Consider the following 17,844-nt stretch of genomic DNA (forward strand, 5'->3'; position numbering starts at 1 on the left):
TCCCATGGATCTTCGAAAAGATACTCTTAATATATTGGTTCCAGCCAGATCCTTGCCGGAATACATCCCTGTTGCTGTGTTCCTACCCAACGCCCACATTAGGTATATGCCAACAAACCATCAAACCTTTGTCCTGCCAGATCAGTTACGGAAACAACTTTTCCATGTTCCCCAAAACCGGCTTTCCAATAGCTATCACATAGCGCTTGGAAAGCGAGTCTAGAAGCGGGAAAAGGCCGGCGGCGAAAACGCCACCAGCCCCAACCTCACGAGTGTGTGCAACTATATGAAATCAAGAATTATTTGATCTCTACTGCTGCACCCGCCTCTTCCAGCTCTTTCTTCACGTTCTCTGCCTCATCCTTGGAAACGCCTTCCTTCAGGGTGGTGGGAACGCCTTCAACAGCTTCCTTCGCCTCTTTCAGGCCCAGCCCGGTGAGACCGCGCACAGCCTTGATGACGGCAACCTTGTTGGCGCCGAACGAGGTCATCACGACATCAAACTCGGTCTGCTCTTCAGCAGCGGCAGCTTCGCCACCACCGGCAGCCGGAGCTGCAGCCACGGCAGCAGCCGCGGAAACGCCAAACTTCTCTTCCATGGCGGAGATCAGCTCGACAACTTCCATTACGGTCATGCCGGCGATTGTCTCCAGGATATCTTCTTTAGAAACGGCCATTGTTAAAACTCCTGATAATGGGTTAACACTTACAACATGTGTAGATTAAGGGATTAAAGCTATTAAGCAGCCTCTTTCGCATCACGGATCGCAGCTACGGTGCGGACCAACTTACCCGGTACCTCGTTAATGGTACGTGCAAGTTTTTCCACCGGAGCCTTCATGACAGCCATAAGCATACTGACAGCCTGCTCGTAAGTAGGCATTTTGGAAAGTGCCTCGAGATCGGAAACGGCAAGCAACTTGCCACCGATTGAGACCACCTTTACAACCAGCTTGCTATGATCTTTGGCAAAGTCTTTGATCACGCGCGCAGCAGCACCTGGATCTTCCTGCGAGAAAGCGATGACAAGCGGACCCGTCAACTCCTCTTTCATACAGTCAAAATCCGTGTTCTCGACAGCACGACGAGCCAGTGAGTTCTTGACCACACGGACATAGACGCCTGCCTCGCGCGCCTTGGCACGCAATTCAGTCATCTCACCCACGGTCAAACCACGGTACTCGGCGGCAATCGCAGAATAGGCAGTACTTGCTACTTCAGCGACTTCGGCGACGACAGCTTTCTTTTGCTCAAGATTGAGTGGCACTCGTCACCTCCTAAAAAAATGACAATGTCATTTTAACTACCAGACCTTCACCCAATCGGGTTCAGGCGCTCTCACTACAACGTGCACCATCATCAGAAAACCGAATCAGGAGCACCGTCTGCGCAGGAAATAATTAAGCCCGTCGGGCACCTGCGGTCTTTGACGGCATCCGGCCTGCTACCGGCCGGCGCCCCAAAGTTCTTTTACGACGAAAGGGTCAACCCCTCCCGCCTACAACGGTCAGACATCCAGCGAAGAGAGATCCACCTGCAGACCCGGACCCATGGTCGAGGAGATGGTAATCTTCTTCATGTAGATGCCTTTGGCGGCACTCGGTTTGATCTTTTTCAGATCAGCCAGTAGCGCCTCAAGATTCTGCTTCACTGCCGCCGGGTCAAAGCTGACTTTGCCGATGGTGCAGTGAACAATGCCGCCCTTGTCGGTACGATAACGCACCTGACCAGCCTTGGCGTTCTGCACCGCCTCGGCAACGTTCGGGGTCACGGTACCGACCTTGGGGTTCGGCATCAGCCCGCGCGGACCGAGGATCTGCCCCAACTGGCCGACAACGCGCATCGCATCGGGAGTGGCAATAACCACATCAAAGTCCATTTTGCCCGCTTTCACATCCGCGGCCAGATCATCGAAACCAACCACATCCGCACCCGCTTCCTTGGCCGCATCGGCGTTTGCACCCTGTGCAAACACGGCAACACGAACCACCTTACCGGTACCGTTCGGCAGTACGGTGGAACCGCGCACATTCTGATCCGACTTACGCGGATCCACACCCAGGTTAACCGAGACATCCACTGCCTCGCCAAACTTAACAGTGGACAGCTCTTTCAGCAGTTGTACTGCATCCAGGATTCCATACTGCTTGCCGGCCTCTACTTTTTCTTTGATGGCGCGGGCGCGCTTGCTCAACTTGGCCATGCTTATACCCCCTCTACATCAAGGCCCATGGAACGGGCAGTACCGGCGATGGTCCGCACAGCCGCATCCATATCGGCAGCGGTAATATCGGGCATCTTCACATTGGCAATCTCTTCCAACTGCTCACGGGTCACCTTACCCACCTTGACAGTGTTTGGTGTACCAGAGCCCTTGGCGACGCCAGCAGCCTTCTGCAACAGTACTGCCGCCGGCGGAGTCTTGGTAATGAAGGTAAAGCTGCGATCGGCGTAGACGGTAATCACTACCGGGATCGGCAACCCTTTCTCAAGACTTTCGGTCTTTGCATTGAAAGCCTTACAGAACTCCATGATATTGACACCATGCTGACCCAGCGCCGGACCGACTGGCGGACTGGGATTGGCCGAACCGGCCTTAACCTGCAGCTTGATATAAGCTTGAATTTTCTTTGCCATGTCTTACTCCTGATCGGGTGCAAACGCCTTTCGGCTCCCCGGATATATAGATGAGCAGGGCGCCGCCCCTCATGCAGAGGCGCGAACTGATACCTTGCTCAGCTTTTCTCCACTTGGCCGAACTCGAGGTCGACCGGGGTGGAGCGCCCAAAAATCAGTACCGAAACCTTGAGACGACTCTTTTCGTAGTCGACGTCCTCGACCACACCGTTGAAGTCATTAAAGGGTCCGTCGATAACACGGACCACCTCACCCGGCTCAAACAGAACCTTGGGCCGCGGCTTCTCAACACCTTCCTGAACTCGCTGCAGAATGGCATCCGCCTCACGCTCGGTGATCGGCGCAGGACGATCAGCTGTACCGCCGATAAACCCCATCACTTTTGGGGCATCCTTGACCAGATGCCAGGTTTCGTCGGTCATTTCCATCTGCACCAGCACATAACCGGGAAAAAACTTGCGCTCACTGCGACGCTGCTGGCCGCTGCGCATTTCCACCACCTCTTCGGTGGGCACCAGGATCTGACCGAACTGCGACTCCATGCCGAAACGTTTGACACGCTCCTCCAGGGAACGCTTTACCTGCGCTTCGAAACCGGAGTAGGCGTGAACCACATACCACCGCAATGCCATAGTATTCTCCTATCCGGTTACAGCCTGAACGATCGCCATCAGTATCATATCGAACACCCAGAGCACGATGCCGATCAGCAACACCATGGCGAACACGATTAGTGTAGTCTGAATGGTCTCCTGCCGGCTTGGCCAGACCACCTTGCGCACCTCGGTTCGCGACGCCCTGGCAAAATCCCAGACACGACGACCCGCGACCGACTGCATCGCGATGAACACCGCCACGCCAGTCACAGCCAACAGACCAAGAACCCTTACCAGGGTGGAGTATTCCTCCAGAAAATAGAACAATGCAATACCGCCCACCAGCAGAACCACTGCCAGCAACAGCTTCACTGTATCCATCCCTGAGCTTTCGACTTCAGCCTTTGCGTTCATTCCTGCCACAGCACCTCTTTGCAAAGGCGCCTTTAATAATGGCAGGCCAGGAGGGACTCGAACCCCCAACCTGCGGTTTTGGAGACCGCTGCTCTACCAATTGAGCTACTGGCCTGTAAAAAATTGTTAGTTGCCAGACGAAGAGGCGGCAAGACCTTGCGATCCGCCGCTTCCCCACATCCAGCTACAGATAACTAACAATGATCACTCTATGATCTTAGCAACAACGCCGGCGCCGACGGTACGGCCACCTTCGCGGATCGCGAAACGCAGACCCTCTTCCATCGCAATCGGGGCAATCAACTTAACCGACATCTTCACGTTGTCACCCGGCATCACCATCTCCACACCCTCGGGCAGGTCACAGGCTCCGGTCACGTCAGTGGTACGGAAGTAGAACTGCGGACGGTAGTTATTGAAGAACGGCGTGTGACGGCCACCCTCGTCCTTGCTCAACACGTACACCTCGGCTTCAAAGTGGGTGTGCGGGGTAATGGTGCCCGGCTTCGCCAGGACCTGGCCACGCTCAACCTCTTCACGTTTGGTGCCACGCAGCAGCACGCCCACGTTGTCGCCCGCCTCGCCCTGATCCAGCAGCTTGCGGAACATCTCAACACCGGTACAGGTGGTCTTCGCGGTATCCTTGATACCCACGATCGACACTTCGTCGCCCACGTGGATAACGCCACGCTCGATTCGACCGGTGACCACGGTACCGCGACCGGAGATCGAGAACACGTCCTCGATCGGCATCAGGAACGGCTTGTCGGTGTCACGCTCCGGCGTCGGAATGTAGCTATCCATCGCCTCCACCAGCTTGATGATCGACGGCGCACCAATATCCGAGGTATCGCCTTCCAGCGCTTTCAGTGCGGAACCGACGATGATCGGGGTGTCGTCACCCGGGAACTCGTACTGATCCAGCAGTTCGCGGATCTCCATCTCAACCAGTTCCAGCAGCTCTTCGTCGTCCACCATGTCAGCCTTGTTCATATAAACAAGGATGTAGGGTACGCCAACCTGACGGGACAGCAGGATGTGCTCGCGGGTCTGCGGCATCGGACCGTCCGCGGCAGAAACCACCAGAATCGCGCCGTCCATCTGCGCCGCACCCGTGATCATGTTTTTCACATAATCCGCGTGCCCCGGGCAGTCAACGTGCGCATAGTGACGCGCATCCGACTCGTATTCCACGTGCGCGGTCGCAATGGTAATTCCACGCTCACGCTCTTCCGGTGCATTATCGATGTCAGCGTAGTCTTTAAATACTCCACCCCGCGCTTCCGCCATCACCTTGGTGATCGCCGCCGTCAACGTGGTCTTACCGTGGTCAACGTGACCAATGGTTCCCACGTTTACGTGGGGTTTTGTACGCTCGAATTTTTCCTTGGACATCGACTCAATCTCCGAAAGGTTCGCTCTAAAACTTAATGACAAATAAACCCGTGCACAGCACATGCACGGGACTAGATTAATGGAGCCCATGAGCAGATTTGAACTGCTGACCTCACCCTTACCAAGGGTGTGCTCTACCAACTGAGCTACATGGGCCTTGCACTACAATCATAGAAGCCCTGTCGAAGGACTTGATATGGAGCGGGTGATGGGAATCGAACCCACGTATTCAGCTTGGAAGGCTGAAGTTCTACCATTGAACTACACCCGCGCTGCCAAGCGACGGATCGCTTACCAAAACCGCTTCAAATTCAGTGGTGGAGGAGCGGATCACTCAGGCCTGCAGCCTTCCACCTACCGTACCGCGCAGCCATTGCGCAGTACAATATAATCTGGTGGAGGGGGGAGGATTCGAACCTCCGAAGGCGGAGCCGTCAGATTTACAGTCTGATCCCTTTGGCCACTCGGGAACCCCTCCACGAAGCCCGGCATTCTGCTTGATCGCAGGGGTGCTGTCAACATTTTTTCCGACAATATACCTAACCATTTGATCTCACGAATCCATACCGATTCCACCACTCAACCGGACACCCGACATCCAGCTCCTTGTCGCGAGACTCCAAATAGTTATTAAGGAAAACCACCATATAAACCGATCAATTCACCAATAACATTCATTAATAACAATAAGTTACTAATATTCTAATATTTTTTCTAGTTGACATACGTGAAATCGATCCGCATTATTGCGGTCGCAGACAATAATAAGAATAGCGACAGTTCAGACAACAAAAACGGTAACAAGCCTTATGCCCTGCCACATCCAAGTAGCGTCAGGCATAGTAGCGGAGGAATAAACAAATGCATTTCAGAAAACAGCTGCTTGCCGCAGCGATCTCTTCACTTTGTGTCTCTGGCGCCTGGGCTACCAACGGCTATGCGCCGCACGGAGTCGGCCAGAAGTCCCAGGGCATGGGTGGCGTCGGCGTCGCCTATTCACAGGATGCACTGGCCGGCGGCGTCAACCCGGCTGGCATGGTGCACGTGGGTAACCGCATTGATTTGGGAGTCAATCTGTTCAGGCCACAACGTGAATCAACCGCCATAGGCGGCCCCACTTTCGATGGCAATGACAAGGAGCTATTCCTGATTCCCGAGTTCGGCTATAACCGGATGCTGGATGCAAACAGCTCCTTCGGTGTTTCGGTATTCGGCACCGGCGGCATGAACACCGATTACAGCGTCGGCCCATACAGCGGTTTTGGCATGACCGCCCCTACGGGCGTCGATCTCATGCAGCTGTTTATTGTCCCTACCTACGCGATAAAACTTAACGAAAATCACTCGGTGGGCATCGGCCTCAACTTGGCGGCACAAGCGTTTTCAGCCAAAGGGATCGCAGGCTTTGGTGGCTTCGGCGTCGGATCCATAGACCCGGCGAACTTATCAGACAATGGCCATGACATCTCCTATGGTGCCGGTCTGCGCATCGGCTGGCAGGGCAAAGTCTCTGATATGGTCACTCTGGGCGCCACTTACCAGACCCGCACCTACATGTCGGAGTTTGACGACTACCGCGGCCTGTTCGCCGAACAGGGCGATTTTGATATCCCCGAGAACTTCGCCATCGGCATCGCTGTTGCGGCGACGCCCAAGCTGAACATCGCCTTTGATGTGATGCGCATCAACTACAGTAAAGTGAACGCCATCGGCAACCTCAACAACTTCTTTGCAGGTGCCGCACAACTTGGCGCCGACAATGGTGCCGGCTTTGGCTGGGAAGACCAGACTATCTACAAATTGGGCTTCGACTACGCCTACAGCCAAAACCTGACCTTGCGGGCCGGCTTCAACCACGCCGACAACCCCATCCCCAGTTCGCAGACCACCTTCAACGTGCTGGCCCCGGGCGTGGTGGAAGATCATCTGACCCTGGGCGCCACCTGGACCCTGGACAGCGGCAACGAACTTACCTTCTCCTACATGCACGCCTTTGAGAACACTGTTAATGGAGACATGTCTATGACCGGGGCCTATAACCTGAAGATGCACCAGGATGCTATCGGCGTCGCCTACAGCTGGAAGATGTAACAATCTGACCAACCCGTAGGATGGGCAAAGCGCAGCGTGCCCATCAAAAATAAAAAACCCCCGACGGTAATACCGGCGGGGGTTTTTTATATGGAAAACTACCAATCAACTAGAATGCAATGCATTCATCGCTATCTGAAAACGCCCCTCGACCAGATCGGGCAGCACCCGTTCTGCCTCATCCAGCGCCCGGGAAATCGCCTCGGCATCCGGCCTGGATGGACGGCCCAGCACATAGTTCACCACCTCGCGCGCATTCCCGGGATGATCGATACCGATTCGCAACCGCCAGAACTCCTTGCCACCCATGGCTCTCACGATATCCCGCAACCCATTGTGTCCCGCATGACCGCCACCGAACTTGAGTCGCACCACACCCGGGGGCATATCCAGCTCGTCATGGGCCACCAGGATCTCGTCCAGGCCGATCTTGTAGTACTTGGCCAGGCTGGATACCGACTGGCCACTGCGATTCATGAAAGTTGACGGCTTCAATAGCCAGCACTCCTGCCCCTTGACCAGGATCCGGCATACTTGGCCGTGGAACTTCGATTCGGATTTGAATACGCCGCCATAGCGTTCCGCCAGGAGGTCGACAAACCAGAAGCCGGCATTGTGGCGTGTCGCCGCGTAGTCAGTCCCCGGATTTCCAAGACCGACAATCAGGCGGATGGGCTGTGTGGGATGGCTACTCATACGGGGACTGTAACCTTTTTCGTACAGTAGGGTTGGCGGGCGCGCCAAGCTTTGCCCATCCCTCTACCGACCGAGCGGTTGCCGGGGGGCGGTTCGGCACACTGTGCACAGGGGAGGTAAAACAGGGGCCGGACATCTCGTCCGGCCCCACAGCAGGAACAGGGGCGCAGATTACTCTTCCGCGGCCCCCTCCCCTTCTTCTTCAATCTCATCTTCCTCGACGGCCACGTGCGCGGTGTGAATTGAAACCACCTGCACGTCCTGCGGCTCGTCCTGCGCCAACGCAGGCAGCTCAACACCCTTCGGTAGCGCTACCTCAGACAGCATGACTGCATCGCCAACCTCCAGTCCAGCGACGTTGACTTCGATGTATTCCGGCAGGTCTCCCGGCAGACAGCTGACCTCCACTTCGGTGAGCAGATGGGATACCACACCACCGGCCTTGACGCCGGGTGCCACATCCTCTCCCACAAAGTGCAACGGCACGTGGGTCTTCAGCTTCTCCTTGGCGCTGACCCGCAGGAAATCCGCGTGCATAATGAACGGCCGGGCCGGGTGGCGCTGCAGATCCTTCAGGATCACCTGCTCTGACTTGCCGTCAATTTTCAAGGTCAGAATGTGCGAATAAAACGCCTCATGATCCAGCCGTTGAATCAGATCACTGTGCACCATAGAGATCATGGCGGGGTCCTGGTGAGCACCGTAGACGATGCCCGGAACCAGCCCGGCATGACGCAGGCGGCGGCTCGCACCCTTCCCTGTATCAGTACGCAGCTGCGCATTAACAACAAACACTTCTTTCATGATTTTCTCCAAACCATCAAGTTAATAAATCACCGCCACTCCGCGACCAGAAATGACAGTGAAGGACTGGCTATCACTCCATAAAGAGCGAGGTCACCGATTCATTCAGGGCGATTCTGCGCATGGTCTCCGCCAGCAGCTCCGCTATACAGATCTGGCGGATTCGGCTGCAGTGCCGCGCCTCCTCGTGTAGCTGGATGGTATTCGAGACCACCAGCTGATCGAGTACCGAATTTTCAATATTGCGAATTGCCGGTCCCGACAGCACGGGATGGGTACAGTAGGCAATCACCTGCTCCGCACCGCGATCCTTGAGCGCCTGTGCCGCCTTGCACAGGGTACCCGCCGTATCTACCATGTCATCGATCAGCACACAGGTCCGGCCCTTGACATCACCGATGATATTCATCACCTGGGCGTCATTGGCCTTCGGCCTCCGCTTGTCGATGATGGCAAGATCCGCATCATCCAGCTGTTTGGCCAGCGCCCGGGCGCGCACCACACCACCCACATCCGGCGAAACCACCATCAGATTGGGATACTTTTGACGCCACACATCGCCCAGCAGCACCGGCAGGGCGTAGATATTATCTACCGGGATATCAAAAAAGCCCTGGATCTGGTCGGCATGCAGATCGACTGTTACTACACGGTCAGCGCCCGCCGCCGCGATCTGCTTGGCCACCAGGCGGGCGGTAATCGGCACTCTGGCGGAGCGTGGACGGCGATCCTGGCGGGCATAACCAAAATAAGGTATCACCGCCGTGATGCGCTCTGCCGAGGCCCAGCGCAACGCATCGATCAGCACCAACAACTCCATCAGGTTGTCATTGGTCGGCTGCGAGGTGCTCTGGATAACGTACACATCGCGCCCGCGTACACTCTCCTGTATTTCAGCCATCGCCTCACCGTCGCTGAAGCGACCAACAATAGCCTTACCCGTGCGCAGACTGAGACGAGAAGTAATCTCGCTTACAAGTTCAGGATTGGAATTTCCTGAAAAAACCATCATGTGGCTATCTGGCATAACAAGCCTCTCCACCTGTCCGACAATCAACGGGAAACGATAACGCCTTTATATGCGGGCTGACTCAGGCAACTGCTGTGCGGATACCCGGAAAATACGGCTGGGGCGGTAGGATGACTCCGGGTTGCGCCCTCCGCCCCTTCGGGGCCAGCGGCTGCGCCGCTGTTAGGTTCGCTCCGCTCACCTTTCGAACCTGTAGGTTCTCACCCTGCCGCCCAGGCACTGCCCTGCAGATACCTTAACTAATCTGGCTGGGGCGGTAGGATTCGAACCTACGTATGCCTGGATCAAAACCAGGTGCCTAGCCGCTTGGCGACGCCCCAAAAATCTTTAAACTCAAATATTCCATCCCACTCACTGCCACCCGGGCAGTCAGGCTGGGGCGGCAGGATGACTCCGGGCTGCGCCCTCCGCCCCTTCGGGGTCAGCGGCAAGGCCGCTGCCGGGCTCGCTTCGAACCCACGGACACCTGGATCAAAGCCAGGCACCTAGGTGCCTGGCGATGCCCTAAAATTCTCGGGAAAATTCCCTGCCGCCATCAGTAACGGCGAGCTGTCCAGCCCCCTTGCCACAAACGCCTGATATCCCCCAGGCACTTGCTCCAGTACCTCGCGGGCATCGGCTTGCCGAGCAAACTCGGCGAAAACAGCACCACCCGTGCCGGTCAATCTTGCCCGCGCGTACTTTGCCAGCCAGCGCACAGCCTCTGCGACTTCAGGATAGCGCTTCAATACCACTGGCAAGCAGTCATTTTCCTGGCTGCCCGCAAGAAAGTCGCGTATTGTCGTTCGAGGAGCGTTCCGTGTCAATTCCGGATCACTAAAAACAACCGCCGTGGACACATGACAGGGCGGCACCACTACCAGATACCAGGCATCCGGCACAGAAACCGGCGACAACTCCTCACCCACTCCCTCGGCCCAGGCCGTCCGCCCCTTGATAAAAACCGGCACATCGGCACCGAGGCGCAGACCCAGCTCGGCCAGCTTCTCTTGGGAATAGTCAACCCCCCAGAGCCTGTTGAGCGCTACCAGCACAGTGGCGGCATCGGAACTACCACCACCCAGGCCGCCCCCCATGGGGATATTCTTGATCAGTGAAATATCCGCGCCTTGCGAGATGCCGGACTCCCGCTGAAGCAGTCGTGCCGCCCGGACCATCAAGTCCTCCGACTCCGGCACCGACTCATTACCCAGCGAGCGCCGGATCACTCCATCGGACCTGACGGCAAAAGCGATGCGGTCACCACAATCAATAAAGCGAAACACCGTTTGCAGCAGATGGTAGCCATCCGGTCGGCGGCCGACAATCCTGAGCATGAGGTTAAGTTTGGCCGGCGCCGGCCACCAGTCACTACTTTTATCGGAATACATGACAAAGTGACATAACAGACAACGGGAATTCTCTGACAATCATTGGCAGGATCAGATTTTCAGACGCCGCATGACTTCCAGCACATGTTCACTTTCGGGGGACTCATCAAGGATACCCTGCCAAACCTGCCTGGCCTGCTGCTGCTCACCGGTCACCCAGAGCACTTCACCCAGATGCGCCGCAATCTCCGGGTCCGGCAACTTATCGAAGGCCTGGCGCAAATAACCTATCGCCTCCTGATACCGCCCCAGCCGGAATAACACCCACCCCATACTGTCCATAATGGCGGCCGAATCCGGCTTCAGTGCCAGCGCACGCCGGATATAATCCAGCGCCTCCTGATGTCGGTTGGTCTGATCGGCCAATGTGTAGCCAAGGGCATTCAGTGCGTCGGCATGCTTGGGATCATTATTAATCACCTGCAGCAGATCACGCTCCAGGATATCCACCCTTTTCTGGGTCGCCGCATACAAACCACGGGCATAGAGAAGATCATTATTCCCCGGCATTGCGCCGATCGCCGTGTCAAACAACGCCATTACCTGCTCAGGCGTTCCGTGGTCGCGCAACAGCTCCACTTCTATCAGATAGAATCTGGCCGCCTGGTCCGGATACTGGATACGCTTCCGCTGCAACCAGTCAAGAGCTTCCCCAACCGCGCCTTCCGACGCCATCAGCCGGACGATTCGGACTTGCGCCTCATCGTTAAATTCACCACTTTCCACACGCTGATACCACTCGATCGCCTGCTTGGGTTGCGCCCTGTTTTCCGCAATTCGCCCCAGATAATAGGCCGCGACATCGGCCCGCTTGTTCAGGCTGATCAGGCGCAAAAAATGTTCGCGCGCCGCTTCATCCTTACCCAACTCCAGGGCAATCAGCCCAAGCCAATAACTGGCGCTATCGCCCTCCTGTTCTATCTCCTCCAGTTTCAGAAATTGCTCATAAGCCGGCTGCAGCTCTTTGGCATCCACCAAGAGCCGGGCGTAGGCGGATATCAGCAAAGGATCCTCGGGAAATCGGCTGACAGCATCCGCCAGAAATGTTTTCGCCTGCGCCTTGTCGCCCTGAGCCAGATAGACCCGACCCAACACCAGGTAGCCCTTCGGCCAGTCAGGATGGGCGGCGACAAGCCGGTCCGCTTCTTGTTCAGCGGCCGCAAAATCCTTATCCACCAGCGCGGCAATGGCCAGTGCATAGCCGCCCCGGGGATCATCAGGGAACGCCAATACCAGCTTGCGCATCAACTTCCGTACGGTGTCCCGTTTCAACTCGCGGTTAATCGCCGCCATGGCATTCAGAAAACCATTCTCATCCTTGTTTTCGCTGATCTGGACAATGGCCTTGAGATGCTCCAACACAGGCGCCTGTTCATTCTGGCGCAGCATCAGAACAACAACCAGCTGACGCGCAGTGAGGTCTTCTGGCGCCAGATCCACCCAGAGACTGGCCGCCCTGACCGCAAGATCATCCTTGTCCATATGCAGGGCCAGCCGGGTTGCCCGTTCAGCCGATCTGGCATCACCGGACAGCCGGGCCGCCTGGAGCTGATATGCGTAGGCTTCGCTCAAGGCGCCACGCTGCGCGGCCACCTCACCCGCCAGCAGGTTGAACACGATATCTTGGGTCAGCTCAGTGGCACGACCCGATGAGTCTGGCGATTTGATTTCAACCGAAGGTTCACCAGGCTCGCTGGAAAGCGGCGCGGCCGTGGTCGCGGGAACCGTTTTGACCGGGACGGATTGGCAGCCGACAAGTGACCAGAAAAACGTGAGGATAAGTACCCGTTGAAGCAACTGCCGCATGAACATTACACCTGAAAAACGCCCAACCCGGGGCCTGTTAATGAGAATAGATGATAACCGGGATTACAGCCAATGGACGACATTTAACTCCCGAGAAACGTCCTGCGGCTTGTATTTAACCTTTTGATAATACAAAATTTCACTTTCCAAGGTCCGACAGGCACGGATTTTATGGTAATTCACCCGGTTGCAATGTCGCTGAAAAGATTACTGATCCCAAACAGCGACAGCCGTCAGTAACAGGAGGAAAACACCATCTATACCGAAATACTGAGACTACCCTGATACGCGACAAGTTCATATGGCACTGATTACGCTCGGCCTCAACCACAAGACAGCACCCATAGGTATCCGCGAGCGGCTTACCTTTGGGCCGGACATCATCGTGGCCGCGCTGCGCAGCCTGTCGGAACGGCCGGGAATAGACGAAGCAGTCATTCTCTCGACCTGCAACAGGACCGAAATCTACTGCGCCCACACTCGTTCCGACCGGGAACAGATCTGCGCCTGGCTGGGGGAGTTCCATGGCTTGGAGCAAGAGACCATCTCGCCCTTCCTCTACAGCCATCAGGACCAGGAGTGCGTCCGCCATCTGCTGAAGGTAGCCAGCGGACTGGACTCCATGGTGCTCGGGGAGCCGCAGATCCTGGGACAGGTGAAGCAGGCATTCCAGACCGCCAATGACGCCTCAACCAGCGGGAAATTTCTCGGGCGACTGTTTCAGCACACCTTCTCCGTCGCCAAACAGGTACGCACCGATACCGCCATTGGACACAGTCCGGTTTCTGTCGCCTTTGCCGCCGTCAGCCTGGCACGCCAGATTTTCAGTGACCTGTCACAACAAACTGCCCTGCTGATTGGCGCTGGCGAGACCATCGAACTGGCGGCCAGACACCTGCACCAACATGGTGTTGGCAGAATAATCGTCGCCAACCGAACCCTGGAGAAGGCCCACCAGCTGGCTGGCCAGTTCGATGGCTATGCTATCGGCCTCACCGAGATCCCCAACCACCTGGCGGAAGCCGATATCGTCATCTCATCCACCGCCAGCCCGCTACCGGTGGTCGGCAAGGGTACCGTGGAGAGCGCGCTGAAAAAGCGCAAGCACCAGCCGATCTTCATGGTCGACATCGCCGTGCCGCGGGATATCGAGAGTGAGGTGAGCGAACTGAACGACGTCTACCTCTACACGGTTGACGATCTGCAGGAGGTGATTCAGGAGAACCTGCGTTCGCGCCAGGAGGCGGCGGAACAGGCCGTGGAGATTGTCGACCTGCATGTCGAGGAGTTCATGGGCTGGCTGCGTTCGCTGGATGCGGTAGGCATGATCCAGGACTATCGCCGGCAGGCGGAACAGATGCGCGATGATGTGCTGGAGCGGGCGCTGAAACAGATGCAGTCGGGCAAGTCCCCTGAAGAGAGCCTTAGATTTCTCGCCCACACCCTGACCAACAAACTGCTGCACACTCCCAGCACCCAGATCAGACAAGCCGGATTCGAAGGTCAGTCGGAGATCCTGGAGGCGGCAAACACCCTCTTTCAAATTAGTGAAAAAACCACTCAATGAAAAATTGGCGGGATAGACAATTTTCACGGCCGAAGGCCGCCCGTCAGGGTGCGGCACAGGGATGTGTATGCCGCATGACAAAACGGCAGGATAGCCGTTTTGCACAGCGAAGCTGCCCGAAGGGTGCAGCACAGGGATGTGCTGCATGAACGCATCCATACGCAGCAAGCTGGACCAGATTGCCGAACGCTTTGAAGAGATCACCGCCCTCCTCGCAGAACCAGAAGTCCAGAACAATCAGAACCGCTACCGGGAACTGGGTCAGGAGTACGCCCTGCTGGAACCGGTAGTGGAGTGTTTTGGCCGCTATCGTGACCTGGAAAGCGAAATTGCCAGCGCCCGGGAGATGTTGAGCGACCCGGAAATGGCCGATCTGGCGAAAGAGGAACTGGCTGAGGGAGAGCAGAGACTGCAACAGCTGGAGCCGCAGCTTCAGCTGCTGCTGATCCCCCCTGACCCGAACGATGACCGGAACATCTTTCTGGAGGTGCGTGCCGGTACCGGTGGCGCGGAGGCCGCGCTGTTCGCCGGGGATCTGCTGCGCATGTACCTGCGCTACGCTGAACAGATGGGCTGGCAGGCAGAGACCATCAGCCAGACCCCGGGGGAACAGGGCGGCTACAAAGAGGTGGTAAGCCGGGTCTCCGGCCGCAATGTCTACTCGCGGTTGAAATTCGAGTCCGGCACCCACCGGGTCCAGCGGGTACCGGAAACCGAATCCCAGGGCAGGGTGCACACCTCGGCCTGCACTGTCGCCATCCTGCCGGAAGCGGCCGAAGTGGACAATGTCGAGATCAGCACTAACGATCTGCGCATCGACACCTTTCGCGCATCGGGTGCCGGTGGACAGCATGTCAACAAGACCGACTCAGCCGTGCGCATCACTCACTTGCCGAGCGGCATCGTAGTGGAGTGTCAGGATGAGCGGTCACAGCATAAAAACAAGGCCCGGGCCCTGTCACTGTTGCAGGCCAAGCTGCTTGCCGGCATCCAGGAGAAGCAGGCCAGTGAACAGGCCGAGTCCCGTAAACTGCAAGTAGGCAGTGGCGACCGCTCAGAACGCATCCGCACCTACAATTTCCCGCAGAACCGGCTTACCGATCACCGCATCAATCTGACGCTGTACAAGCTGGACGAAATCATGACCGGCGCACTCGATCAGGTAATCGACCCGCTGACCCATGAACATCAGGCGGAACTACTCACTTCCCTGGCCCATTGATCGGCACGGGTTCCTATGACTGCAGACGGGCCGCTCTCCATCGTCGCCGCGCTTCGGCTCGCCGGACAGACACACCGCCTTCCCCCTCTGGAGGCACAGGTGCTGCTGGCCCATGTCCTGCAATGTCCCCGCAGCCACCTCTACGCCTGGCCCGAACAGCACCTGAGTGACGACCAGCAGGCAGACTTTCTGGCGCTGATTGAACGGCGCAACCGGGGGGAGCCGCTGGCCTACCTCACCGGGTACCGGGAGTTCTGGTCCCTGTCCCTGCGAGTGACACCGGACACGCTGATTCCCCGCCCGGAGACCGAATTGCTGGTGGAGTGTGCACTGGCGCTGCTCAAACAGCGGGAAACCGCAACCGTGGCCGACCTGGGGACCGGCAGTGGCGCCATCGCGGCGGCCATAGCCTGTGAACATCCGCAGGTACGGCTGGTTGCCACGGACATTTCGGCCGCCGCCCTGGCCATCGCCGAAAACAATTGTCAGACACTTCAACTGCATAACATCGAACTGCGTCAGGGCAGCTGGATGGCCAGCCTGAAAACAGGAGAGTTCTACGACCTGATCCTCAGCAACCCACCCTATGTGGCCGAGGGCGATCCCCATCTGCAACGGGACGGTCTTCCCTGGGAGCCGGTCACGGCCCTGACTTCAGGGCCGGATGGCCTGGGCGATATCCGACAACTGATCGCCGACGCCCCGCCCCACCTGCAACCGGAGGGGTGGCTGATTATTGAGCACGGCCTGGACCAGGGGAGCGCCGTTCGCCAGCTCTTTTCCCAGGCTGGTTACCGGGCGATATCGACTCACCAGGACCTGGAGTTGCGAGACCGGTTGACCAAGGGCAAGCGGCCAGTGGATGATGTAAATAATTTCGATTGAAACCATAGCCGTTAAATTCATATCGAAATGTGCGCTCAGTGCTTGATAATTTCTGTGTAGTGTTTAGGATCATAACTATGCAAAGTGACGACAGCGATCTGATCAAACTCCGGGAAATCGTATTCACGGAGTTGCACCCCGATCCTGAGCAAGCCCGCTCAGCCGCCGGACTATTGGAAGGTATCGACGGTGTTATCGAGGTTCATGCGGAGACCCATCTGCAGCTCAAGGTACGCTACCATGTCCTCAAGATTTCTCTGGAGCACATTGAAACCGCCCTGGTCGATTGCGGCTTCCATCTCAGCAGCAAACTGATCTACAAGATCGCGCGCGCCCTCTATTACTACACCGAGGAGATCGAGCGCGCCAACAACGGCTGCAGCGAAGAGGACCACAACAGCACCCGCAAGATTTTCATCAACCGCTACGAACACAGAAATCACGGCTGCTCGGACACCCGACCCGAACACTGGCGAAAATATCTGTAGCAGGACCCTACAGCAGAATATACCTTTTCAGGGGCCGGGAAGGCGGAGATGCCGTTCGGGCCATGCCTGAGCACAGATGACCTGTGACCTATGAATGATGACCAACTCCTCCGCTACAGTCGACAAATCATGCTTCCCAGCATCGGTATCGAGGGGCAGGAACAACTGCTGCAATCCCGGGTAGTGATTTTTGGGCTGGGAGGACTCGGCTCTCCCGCCGCCATGTACCTTGCCGCTGCCGGAGTTGGTGAACTGGTGCTGGTGGACTTCGATCGTGTCGAGCTGACCAATCTGCAACGCCAGATTATTCATACCACCGGCAGCGTGGGCCAACTGAAGGTTGATTCGGCACGACAAACACTGCGCGCCATCAATCCCGAGTGTCGGATCGAAACCGTCTCCACGCGACTCGAAGGGGAAGAACTGGCGCGGGAGATCAGGCGGGCCGACCTGGTGATCGACGGCACGGACAACTTCACCACCCGCTTTGCCATCAATGAGGCCTGCGTCAGCCACCAGGTTCCACTGGTATCGGGTGCCGCGATACGCATGGAGGGTCAGGTTTCCGTCTTCACCGGTCAGCCGGACGAGCCCTGCTACCGCTGCCTGTATGGCAGCGCCGCCGAACTGGATGAGACCTGCTCCGCCAATGGTGTCCTGTCACCGCTGGTGGGCATTATCGGCAGCGTCCAGGCGCTGGAGGCGATCAAGGTGCTTACCGGGTCGGGCAGTCCGCTGATCGGCCGATTGCTGGTCCTGGATGCCCTGGAGATGCAGTGGCGCAGCCTGATCCTGAAGAAAGACCCCGCCTGCAAGACCTGCGGCAACCAGCAGTAGCTATCG

18 protein-coding genes and 5 tRNA genes are annotated in these 17,844 nt (G+C 57.1%); 6 read left to right on the forward strand and 17 right to left on the reverse strand.

Annotated features, from left to right (window positions below; genetic code table 11):
- Positions 1-299: 299 nt before the first annotated feature.
- The 11 genes from rplL to ACHZBF_RS15600 all read right to left on the reverse strand — a co-directional run bounded on the left by rplL (position 300) and on the right by ACHZBF_RS15600 (position 5,520).
- Entirely contained in the window at positions 300-677 is a 378-nt protein-coding gene (gene rplL, locus ACHZBF_RS15550; RefSeq protein ID WP_029134653.1) for a 50S ribosomal protein L7/L12, read from the reverse strand.
- Positions 678-739: 62 nt separating this feature from the next.
- Positions 740-1,267, reverse strand: a complete 528-nt coding sequence (gene rplJ / locus ACHZBF_RS15555; protein ID WP_029134654.1) for a 50S ribosomal protein L10 — start codon at positions 1,265-1,267, stop codon at positions 740-742.
- Positions 1,268-1,507: 240 nt separating this feature from the next.
- Positions 1,508-2,203: a 50S ribosomal protein L1 gene (gene rplA, locus ACHZBF_RS15560; RefSeq protein ID WP_029134655.1), complete on the reverse strand. Its 696-nt coding sequence runs from the start codon at positions 2,201-2,203 to the stop codon at positions 1,508-1,510.
- Positions 2,204-2,205: 2 nt separating this feature from the next.
- On the reverse strand, positions 2,206-2,637 hold the full coding sequence (gene rplK, locus ACHZBF_RS15565; RefSeq protein WP_029134656.1) for a 50S ribosomal protein L11: 432 nt from the start codon (positions 2,635-2,637) through the stop codon (positions 2,206-2,208).
- Between the two features lie 98 nt (positions 2,638-2,735).
- On the reverse strand, positions 2,736-3,269 hold the full coding sequence (gene nusG, locus ACHZBF_RS15570; RefSeq protein WP_029134657.1) for a transcription termination/antitermination protein NusG: 534 nt from the start codon (positions 3,267-3,269) through the stop codon (positions 2,736-2,738).
- A 9-nt stretch (positions 3,270-3,278) separates the two neighbouring features.
- Positions 3,279-3,614, reverse strand: coding sequence for a preprotein translocase subunit SecE (gene secE, locus ACHZBF_RS15575; protein WP_335342779.1), 336 nt, complete (start codon positions 3,612-3,614; stop codon positions 3,279-3,281).
- A gap of 72 nt (positions 3,615-3,686) precedes the next feature.
- Positions 3,687-3,762 (reverse strand) — tRNA-Trp (locus ACHZBF_RS15580).
- Positions 3,763-3,851: 89 nt separating this feature from the next.
- Entirely contained in the window at positions 3,852-5,042 is a 1,191-nt protein-coding gene (gene tuf, locus ACHZBF_RS15585; protein WP_321529394.1) for an elongation factor Tu, read from the reverse strand.
- 80 nt (positions 5,043-5,122) lie between these two features.
- Positions 5,123-5,198: transfer RNA gene (locus tag ACHZBF_RS15590), tRNA-Thr, on the reverse strand.
- A 41-nt stretch (positions 5,199-5,239) separates the two neighbouring features.
- Positions 5,240-5,313: transfer RNA gene (locus ACHZBF_RS15595), tRNA-Gly, on the reverse strand.
- A gap of 122 nt (positions 5,314-5,435) precedes the next feature.
- Positions 5,436-5,520 (reverse strand) — tRNA-Tyr (locus ACHZBF_RS15600).
- 383 nt (positions 5,521-5,903) lie between these two features.
- Here ACHZBF_RS15600 and ACHZBF_RS15605 point away from each other — a divergent pair.
- Positions 5,904-7,133 (forward strand): OmpP1/FadL family transporter, encoded by a 1,230-nt coding sequence (locus ACHZBF_RS15605; protein WP_321528938.1) that lies wholly within the window; start codon positions 5,904-5,906, stop codon positions 7,131-7,133.
- 105 nt (positions 7,134-7,238) lie between these two features.
- On the opposite strand, the gene pth is transcribed toward ACHZBF_RS15605, so the two are convergent.
- The 6 genes from pth to ACHZBF_RS15635 all read right to left on the reverse strand — a co-directional run bounded on the left by pth (position 7,239) and on the right by ACHZBF_RS15635 (position 12,839).
- Positions 7,239-7,829 (reverse strand): aminoacyl-tRNA hydrolase, encoded by a 591-nt coding sequence (gene pth, locus ACHZBF_RS15610; RefSeq protein ID WP_321528939.1) that lies wholly within the window; start codon positions 7,827-7,829, stop codon positions 7,239-7,241.
- A gap of 171 nt (positions 7,830-8,000) precedes the next feature.
- Entirely contained in the window at positions 8,001-8,633 is a 633-nt protein-coding gene (locus tag ACHZBF_RS15615; protein WP_321528940.1) for a 50S ribosomal protein L25/general stress protein Ctc, read from the reverse strand.
- A 73-nt stretch (positions 8,634-8,706) separates the two neighbouring features.
- A complete protein-coding gene (locus ACHZBF_RS15620; RefSeq protein WP_273440012.1) occupies positions 8,707-9,660 on the reverse strand; it encodes a ribose-phosphate diphosphokinase in 954 nt (317 codons plus the stop codon).
- 248 nt (positions 9,661-9,908) lie between these two features.
- A tRNA-Gln gene (locus ACHZBF_RS15625) sits at positions 9,909-9,983 on the reverse strand.
- Positions 9,984-10,148: 165 nt separating this feature from the next.
- Entirely contained in the window at positions 10,149-11,033 is an 885-nt protein-coding gene (gene ispE, locus ACHZBF_RS15630; RefSeq protein ID WP_321528941.1) for a 4-(cytidine 5'-diphospho)-2-C-methyl-D-erythritol kinase, read from the reverse strand.
- A gap of 51 nt (positions 11,034-11,084) precedes the next feature.
- Positions 11,085-12,839, reverse strand: coding sequence for a tetratricopeptide repeat protein (locus tag ACHZBF_RS15635; RefSeq protein ID WP_321528942.1), 1,755 nt, complete (start codon positions 12,837-12,839; stop codon positions 11,085-11,087).
- Positions 12,840-13,140: 301 nt separating this feature from the next.
- Between ACHZBF_RS15635 and hemA the strand changes: the two genes are divergently transcribed.
- The 5 genes from hemA (at position 13,141) to ACHZBF_RS15660 (ending at position 17,838) form a co-directional block, all read left to right on the forward strand.
- Positions 13,141-14,406: a glutamyl-tRNA reductase gene (gene hemA / locus ACHZBF_RS15640; RefSeq protein WP_273440016.1), complete on the forward strand. Its 1,266-nt coding sequence runs from the start codon at positions 13,141-13,143 to the stop codon at positions 14,404-14,406.
- Positions 14,407-14,551: 145 nt separating this feature from the next.
- The gene (gene prfA, locus ACHZBF_RS15645) at positions 14,552-15,628 is read left to right on the forward strand and encodes a peptide chain release factor 1 (RefSeq protein WP_321528943.1); all 1,077 of its coding nucleotides are present in this window, start codon (positions 14,552-14,554) and stop codon (positions 15,626-15,628) included.
- Positions 15,629-15,643: 15 nt separating this feature from the next.
- Positions 15,644-16,513: a peptide chain release factor N(5)-glutamine methyltransferase gene (gene prmC, locus ACHZBF_RS15650; RefSeq protein WP_321528944.1), complete on the forward strand. Its 870-nt coding sequence runs from the start codon at positions 15,644-15,646 to the stop codon at positions 16,511-16,513.
- 77 nt (positions 16,514-16,590) lie between these two features.
- Positions 16,591-17,001 (forward strand): hypothetical protein, encoded by a 411-nt coding sequence (locus ACHZBF_RS15655; protein WP_321528945.1) that lies wholly within the window; start codon positions 16,591-16,593, stop codon positions 16,999-17,001.
- A gap of 90 nt (positions 17,002-17,091) precedes the next feature.
- Positions 17,092-17,838 (forward strand): HesA/MoeB/ThiF family protein, encoded by a 747-nt coding sequence (locus ACHZBF_RS15660; protein WP_273440024.1) that lies wholly within the window; start codon positions 17,092-17,094, stop codon positions 17,836-17,838.
- Positions 17,839-17,844: the final 6 nt, after the last annotated feature.

This window comes from Sedimenticola selenatireducens, from assembly GCF_963675335.2.
Classification (GTDB): Bacteria; Pseudomonadota; Gammaproteobacteria; order Chromatiales; family Chromatiaceae; genus Sedimenticola; species Sedimenticola selenatireducens.

Excerpts from the sequence above, each read along its gene's own strand:
- ACHZBF_RS15605 (WP_321528938.1), top strand. The coding sequence starts at position 5,904 with ATGCATTTCAGAAAACAGCTGCTTGCCGCAGCGATCTCTTCACTTTGT.
- rplK (WP_029134656.1), bottom strand. The coding sequence starts at position 2,637 with ATGGCAAAGAAAATTCAAGCTTATATCAAGCTGCAGGTTAAGGCCGGT.
- nusG (WP_029134657.1), bottom strand. The coding sequence starts at position 3,269 with ATGGCATTGCGGTGGTATGTGGTTCACGCCTACTCCGGTTTCGAAGCG.
- ispE (WP_321528941.1), bottom strand. The coding sequence starts at position 11,033 with ATGTATTCCGATAAAAGTAGTGACTGGTGGCCGGCGCCGGCCAAACTT.
- rplL (WP_029134653.1), bottom strand. The coding sequence starts at position 677 with ATGGCCGTTTCTAAAGAAGATATCCTGGAGACAATCGCCGGCATGACC.
- tuf (WP_321529394.1), bottom strand. The coding sequence starts at position 5,042 with ATGTCCAAGGAAAAATTCGAGCGTACAAAACCCCACGTAAACGTGGGA.
- secE (WP_335342779.1), bottom strand. The coding sequence starts at position 3,614 with ATGGATACAGTGAAGCTGTTGCTGGCAGTGGTTCTGCTGGTGGGCGGT.
- ACHZBF_RS15615 (WP_321528940.1), bottom strand. The coding sequence starts at position 8,633 with ATGAAAGAAGTGTTTGTTGTTAATGCGCAGCTGCGTACTGATACAGGG.
- ACHZBF_RS15620 (WP_273440012.1), bottom strand. The coding sequence starts at position 9,660 with ATGCCAGATAGCCACATGATGGTTTTTTCAGGAAATTCCAATCCTGAA.
- prfA (WP_321528943.1), top strand. The coding sequence starts at position 14,552 with ATGAACGCATCCATACGCAGCAAGCTGGACCAGATTGCCGAACGCTTT.
- ACHZBF_RS15635 (WP_321528942.1), bottom strand. The coding sequence starts at position 12,839 with ATGCGGCAGTTGCTTCAACGGGTACTTATCCTCACGTTTTTCTGGTCA.
- hemA (WP_273440016.1), top strand. The coding sequence starts at position 13,141 with ATGGCACTGATTACGCTCGGCCTCAACCACAAGACAGCACCCATAGGT.
- prmC (WP_321528944.1), top strand. The coding sequence starts at position 15,644 with ATGACTGCAGACGGGCCGCTCTCCATCGTCGCCGCGCTTCGGCTCGCC.
- pth (WP_321528939.1), bottom strand. The coding sequence starts at position 7,829 with ATGAGTAGCCATCCCACACAGCCCATCCGCCTGATTGTCGGTCTTGGA.
- ACHZBF_RS15660 (WP_273440024.1), top strand. The coding sequence starts at position 17,092 with ATGAATGATGACCAACTCCTCCGCTACAGTCGACAAATCATGCTTCCC.
- ACHZBF_RS15655 (WP_321528945.1), top strand. The coding sequence starts at position 16,591 with ATGCAAAGTGACGACAGCGATCTGATCAAACTCCGGGAAATCGTATTC.
- rplA (WP_029134655.1), bottom strand. The coding sequence starts at position 2,203 with ATGGCCAAGTTGAGCAAGCGCGCCCGCGCCATCAAAGAAAAAGTAGAG.